The 219-nt window shown below is 60.7% G+C and carries 1 protein-coding gene; it reads left to right on the forward strand.

Translation table 11 applies throughout. The annotated features are described in order from the left end of the window. On the forward strand, nucleotides 1-219 hold a 219-nt coding region (locus tag ACZXDY_RS46815), incomplete at both ends, for an IS66 family transposase (protein WP_464350147.1).

The raw sequence follows: 219 nt of genomic DNA on the forward strand, positions 1-219 counted from the left end.
CCTGGGGTGGTCTCGATCCGCCCGGCATCGCCTATGTCTATGCACCCGACCGCAAAGCCGAGCGGCTGTTCAGCCATATTGCCGGCTTCAAGGGCGTCCTGCAGGTCGATGGCTACAACGCCTACCCAAAGCTTGCCGAACGTCGTCGTCTCATCCTCTCGCAGACCTCGGCGGGTAAGGGTGTTGTTACGTCATCGATAGCTCCTCACTTCGCGCTGT

Source organism: Bradyrhizobium sp. LeoB3, from assembly GCF_055456055.1.